The organism is Neisseria sp. P0022.S010 (genome assembly GCF_051956635.1).
Genome location: NZ_JBQCXF010000207.1, coordinates 1 through 5,043 on the forward strand (window position 1 = coordinate 1; position 5,043 = coordinate 5,043).

Here is a 5,043-nt window from a genome sequence, read left to right on the forward strand (position 1 = left end):
CTGTCCGTGCCGATATTGCGGCATTGCCTGTTCCTGAAGAACGCTTTGAAAACCGTCAAGGCCGTCTGAAAGTTTTGGTGGTGGGCGGCAGTTTGGGTGCGGATGTGTTGAACAAAACCGTTCCGCAGGCTTTGGCATTGTTGCCTGAGGCTGCTCGTCCGCAAATGTATCATCAGTCCGGCCGCAATAAATTGGGCAACCTGCAGGCGGATTACGATGCATTGGGTGTGCAAGCCGAGTGTGTTGAATTTATTACCGATATGGTATCCGCCTACCGTGATGCCGATTTGGTGATTTGCCGTGCCGGCGCGCTGACGATTGCCGAGCTGACGGCTGCCGGTTTGGGTGCATTGCTGGTGCCGTATCCGCACGCGGTAGACGACCATCAAACAGCTAATGCGCGCTTTATGGTGCAGGCCGAAGCTGGTTTGCTGCTGCCGCAAACTCAACTGACGGCAGAAAAACTGGCCGAAATCCTCGGTGGATTAAACCGTGAAAAATGCCTCAAATGGGCGGAAAACGCCCGCACATTGGCATTGCCGCACAGCGCGGACGACGTGGCGGAAGCCGCCATCGCGTGTACAGCATGATGACATGATGTGATGAATGAAACAGAGGTCGTCTGAAAACCAAGAAATCGGTTTCAGACGACCTTTTTGCAACTTGGCAGCCTTATTGTGCGGGAGTATGATGTAAATAGGAATTTTTCTCATTGGAAGCTACCATGTCCGAAAAAATCTCTCCCAAAACCGTTTCCGCACTATCCAGTACCATGCTGATCCCCCTGTGGGCGAAGGCAGTAGAGCAGGGTAGGGCGCAGCCGCTTTTGCGCGATGATGAAGCCGTGCGGATGTTGGACAAGATTGACTACGACTTCGGCAAGTTTGCCAAAGCCAAAGCATCGCAGGTCGGCTGCTGCGGGCGGGCGAAGCTGTTGGACGATATGACCCGGCACTTTATCGCCGAACATCCCGATGCCGTTGTCGTGCAAATCGGCGCGGGGCTGGATGCGCGTTACGAACGCTTGGGCAAGCCGCGAATTACCGCTTGGTATGATTTGGATTTGCCCGAAGTGATTGAAGTGCGGCGTATGCTGCTGCCTGAATCGGACAATCATTATCTGGGTACATCCATGTTTGATGAAGCGTGGATGAACACCGTTGCCGCGCACGGCAAACCCGTGTTGCTCGTGATCGAAGGCGTGTTGATGTATTTCGAAGAGGCGCAGGTGCAGGACTTTTTTAAACAGGTTGCCCGCCGTCTGCCGCACGCCCAACTTGCCTTCGACACTATCCCCAAGGCCTACATCGGACAAAGCAAACGCCACGACGCGCTCGGCAAAATGGACAAGCCGCCCGAGTTCCGCTGGGCAATAAGCGGAGCGGACGACATCCGACGGCTGATACCGGGTGTGGAAATCATCGAAGAAGCGGGCTTGAGCAGCGTCTGCAAACCACGTTATCCGTGGCTCTTGCGCCTTGTGTATGCGACCGCATGGGGACGGCGCAAACTGGATATGCGCTTGATGAGGATACAGGTGCCGTCAAATTGATAAGCGCGAGGTCGTCTGAAAAAGGTTTTCAGACGACCTTATGTTTTGTTTTTGCTGGTGTTTTGGTAGATGAAGTTGAGTTTAAAAATGGGTAATTTGCCGCGGAACGAAACCTCTTTTTCACCCATATTGCAACCAATGTGAAATCCTGTATGCCAAAACATCTTTAATTTACAAGAAAACTATGGCGCAGAAGCGGATAGCCCTTTAAAATAACGCCTTTACGCATCGAAAATCCACCGGAACGCAACATTATGATGAAAAATCGAGTCACCAACATCCATTTTGTCGGTATCGGCGGCGTCGGCATGAGCGGTATCGCCGAAGTTTTACACAATTTGGGCTTTAAAGTTTCCGGTTCGGATCAGGCGCGCAATGCCGTTACCGAGCATTTGAGCAGCTTGGGTATTCAAGTTTATCCCGGTCATACCGCCGAACACGTCAACGGTGCGGATGTCGTCGTTACCTCTACCGCCGTCAAAAAAGACAATCCCGAAGTCGTCGCCGCGCTGGAGCAGCAAATCCCCGTCATTCCCCGCGCCCTGATGCTGGCGGAACTGATGCGCTTCCGTGACGGCATCGCCATTGCCGGTACGCACGGCAAAACCACGACCACCAGTCTGACCGCCTCCATCCTCGGTGCGGCAGGTCTCGACCCCACTTTCGTGATCGGCGGCAAACTCAATGCCGCAGGTACCAATGCCCGTTTGGGCAAAGGCGAATACATCGTCGCCGAAGCCGACGAGTCCGATGCCTCTTTCCTGTACCTGACTCCGATTATGTCCGTTGTGACCAATATCGACGAAGACCATATGGACACTTACGGCCACAGTGTTGAGAAGCTGCATCAGGCGTTTGTTGATTTCATCCACCGTATGCCGTTTTACGGTAAGGCCTTCTTGTGTATTGACAGCGAACACGTCCGCGCGATTTTGCCCAAAGTGAGCAAGCCTTACGCGACTTACGGCTTGGACGATAATGCCGATATTTACGCGACCGACATCGAAAACATCGGTGCGCAAATGAAATTTACCGTTCATGTCCAAATGAAAGGACATGAGCAAGAGCCGTTTGAAGTTGTTTTGAATATGCCCGGCCGCCACAACGTCCTCAATGCGTTGGCGGCTATCGGAGTTGCGCTGGAAGTTGGCGCATCGGTTGAAGCGATCCAAAAAGGCTTGCTTGGCTTTGAAGGTGTCGGCCGCCGCTTCCAAAAATATGGCGACATCAAATTGCCAAACGGCGGCACTGCTTTGCTGGTGGACGATTATGGCCACCATCCTGTCGAAATGGCGGCAACCCTTTCCGCTGCGCGCGGTGCATACCCTGAAAAACGCTTGGTATTGGCTTTCCAACCGCACCGTTATACCCGTACACGCGATTTGTTTGAAGACTTTACCAAAGTCCTCAATACCGTTGATGCGCTGGTGTTGACCGAAGTTTATGCCGCAGGCGAAGAGCCGATTGCCGCCGCCGACTCCCGCGCCCTTGCCCGTGCCATCCGCGTATTGGGCAAACTTGAGCCGATTTACTGCGAAAACGTTGCTGATTTGCCGCAAATGCTGATGAATGTTTTGCAAGACGGCGATGTCGTTCTGAATATGGGTGCCGGCAGCATTAACCGCGTTCCGTCTGCATTGGTGGAATTGTCGAAACAATCATAATAAACAGGCATATTGGCCTTTGAGGACAGATAGGTCGTCTGAACAATATTCAGACGGCCTGTATCAGTATTTAAGAAAGTGGAAATTATGCAGAATTTTGGCAAAGTGGCCGTGTTGATGGGTGGCTTCTCCAGCGAGCGCGAAGTTTCGCTGGACAGCGGCGCCGCTATTTTGGCAGCCTTGAAAAGCAAAGGCGTCGATGCCCATGCGTTCGACCCCAAAGAAACCCCGTTATCTGAATTGAAAACACAAGGTTTTCAGACGGCCTTCAATATTCTGCACGGCACTTTTGGCGAAGATGGCGCGATTCAAGGCGCGTTGGAACTGATGGGTATTCCTTACACCGGTAGCGGGGTGGCTGCTTCTGCGCTGGGTATGGATAAATACCGCTGCAAACTGATTTGGCAGGCTGTGGGCTTGCCTGTTCCTGAGTTTGTCGTATTGCATGACGACAGCGACTTTGATGCCGTTGAAGAAAAATTGGGCCTGCCGATGTTTGTGAAACCTGCCTCAGAAGGCAGTAGCGTCGGCGTGGTAAAAGTAAAAGAAAAAGGCCGTCTGAAAAGCGTTTACGAAGAATTGAAACACTTGCAGGGTGAAATCATTGCCGAACGCTTTATCGGCGGCGGCGAGTATTCTTGCCCGGTATTGAACGGCAAAGGCCTACCGAGCATTCATATTATTCCGGCTACCGAGTTTTACGACTACGAAGCTAAATACAACCGCGACGATACGGTTTATCAATGCCCATCGGAAGATTTGAGCGAGGCGGAGGAAAACCTGATGCGCGAACTGGCTGTGCGTGGTGCGCAGGCGATTGGTGCGGACGGCTGTTCGCGCGTGGACTTTCTGAAAGATACGGACGGTAAATTGTATCTCTTGGAAATCAATACCTTGCCTGGTATGACCAGCCATAGTTTGGTGCCAAAATCTGCAGGCCATACCGGCGTGGATTTTGCTGATTTATGTATTGAGATTTTGAAGACCGCTCATGTGGGATGATGCAGGCGCACTGGGTCGGCTGACCCGCCGGCTATTGGTGCTGATGACCTTTCTACTGATAGGTTCGGGCATAGCTTGGCTTTACAATTCAAAATATTTCCCTGTGAAACAGATTGCCATTCAGGGTAAGCTGAAATATGCTTCCAACAAAGAATTGCAAACTGTTGCACGAGAGCATATCAGGGGTAATATGTTCCGCGCCGATATTGATTCAGCGCAGGCCGCTTTTCAGGAGTTGCCTTGGATTGACTCGGCAATGGTACGCCGTCGTTTTCCGGAAACCGTGGAAATTATCCTGACCGAGCGTGTGCCGGTTGCACACTGGCGCGCTGGCGGCTTGGTGGACAGTAAGGGCAATGTGTTTGCCGCAAGCCTGAAACAGGACCTGCCTATATTTGAAGGGCAGCAGGGGACAGGCAAAGACATGGTCAAACATTATGCGGACTTTTCCGGAATTTTGAGCCCGTTGAAACTGACCATCAAAGAATTGATCTACACGCCGCGTTCGGCATGGCTGCTTGTATTGAACAACGGCATTACCGTGCGATTGGGGCGTGAAAACGAAATCAAACGTTTGCAGCAGTTTGCCCAGATTTGGCCATCGTTGCTGCGTGAAAAACAAAGCCGTATCGAGTATGTCGATATGCGTTATAAGGATGGTTTTTCAGTCCGTTACCGGCCGTCTGAAAACCCTTCCAACAGTGAATAGCCGATTAGACGTGAAGCAATCTTGTTTCAAAAATAATCAAACCGTCAGTCAGACAACATAGCGAACGAGCAATTATGGAACAACAACAAAATAAATATATCAGTGCCTTAGACATT

The 5,043-nt window shown here is 51.6% G+C and carries 5 protein-coding genes; all 5 read left to right on the forward strand.

The window, feature by feature from the left end; all coding sequences use genetic code 11:
* Positions 1–590: glycosyltransferase (locus ACTHUT_RS13755; RefSeq protein ID WP_440418903.1), on the forward strand; the 590-nt coding region annotated here is incomplete at its 5' end.
* Between the two features lie 134 nt (positions 591–724).
* Positions 725–1,552, forward strand: a complete 828-nt coding sequence (locus tag ACTHUT_RS13760; protein WP_440418904.1) for a class I SAM-dependent methyltransferase — start codon at positions 725–727, stop codon at positions 1,550–1,552.
* Between the two features lie 254 nt (positions 1,553–1,806).
* The gene (gene murC / locus ACTHUT_RS13765; RefSeq protein WP_250601349.1) at positions 1,807–3,216 is read left to right on the forward strand and encodes a UDP-N-acetylmuramate--L-alanine ligase; all 1,410 of its coding nucleotides are present in this window, start codon (positions 1,807–1,809) and stop codon (positions 3,214–3,216) included.
* Positions 3,217–3,303: 87 nt separating this feature from the next.
* Positions 3,304–4,218 carry a D-alanine--D-alanine ligase gene (locus ACTHUT_RS13770; RefSeq protein WP_049328387.1) on the forward strand — a complete coding sequence of 305 codons (915 nt, stop codon included), beginning with the start codon at positions 3,304–3,306 and terminating at the stop codon, positions 4,216–4,218.
* Positions 4,208–4,927 carry a cell division protein FtsQ/DivIB gene (locus ACTHUT_RS13775; protein WP_440418905.1) on the forward strand — a complete coding sequence of 240 codons (720 nt, stop codon included), beginning with the start codon at positions 4,208–4,210 and terminating at the stop codon, positions 4,925–4,927. Before ACTHUT_RS13770 ends, ACTHUT_RS13775 begins: the two co-directional genes overlap by 11 nt.
* The last annotated feature ends 116 nt before the right edge of the window (positions 4,928–5,043 follow it).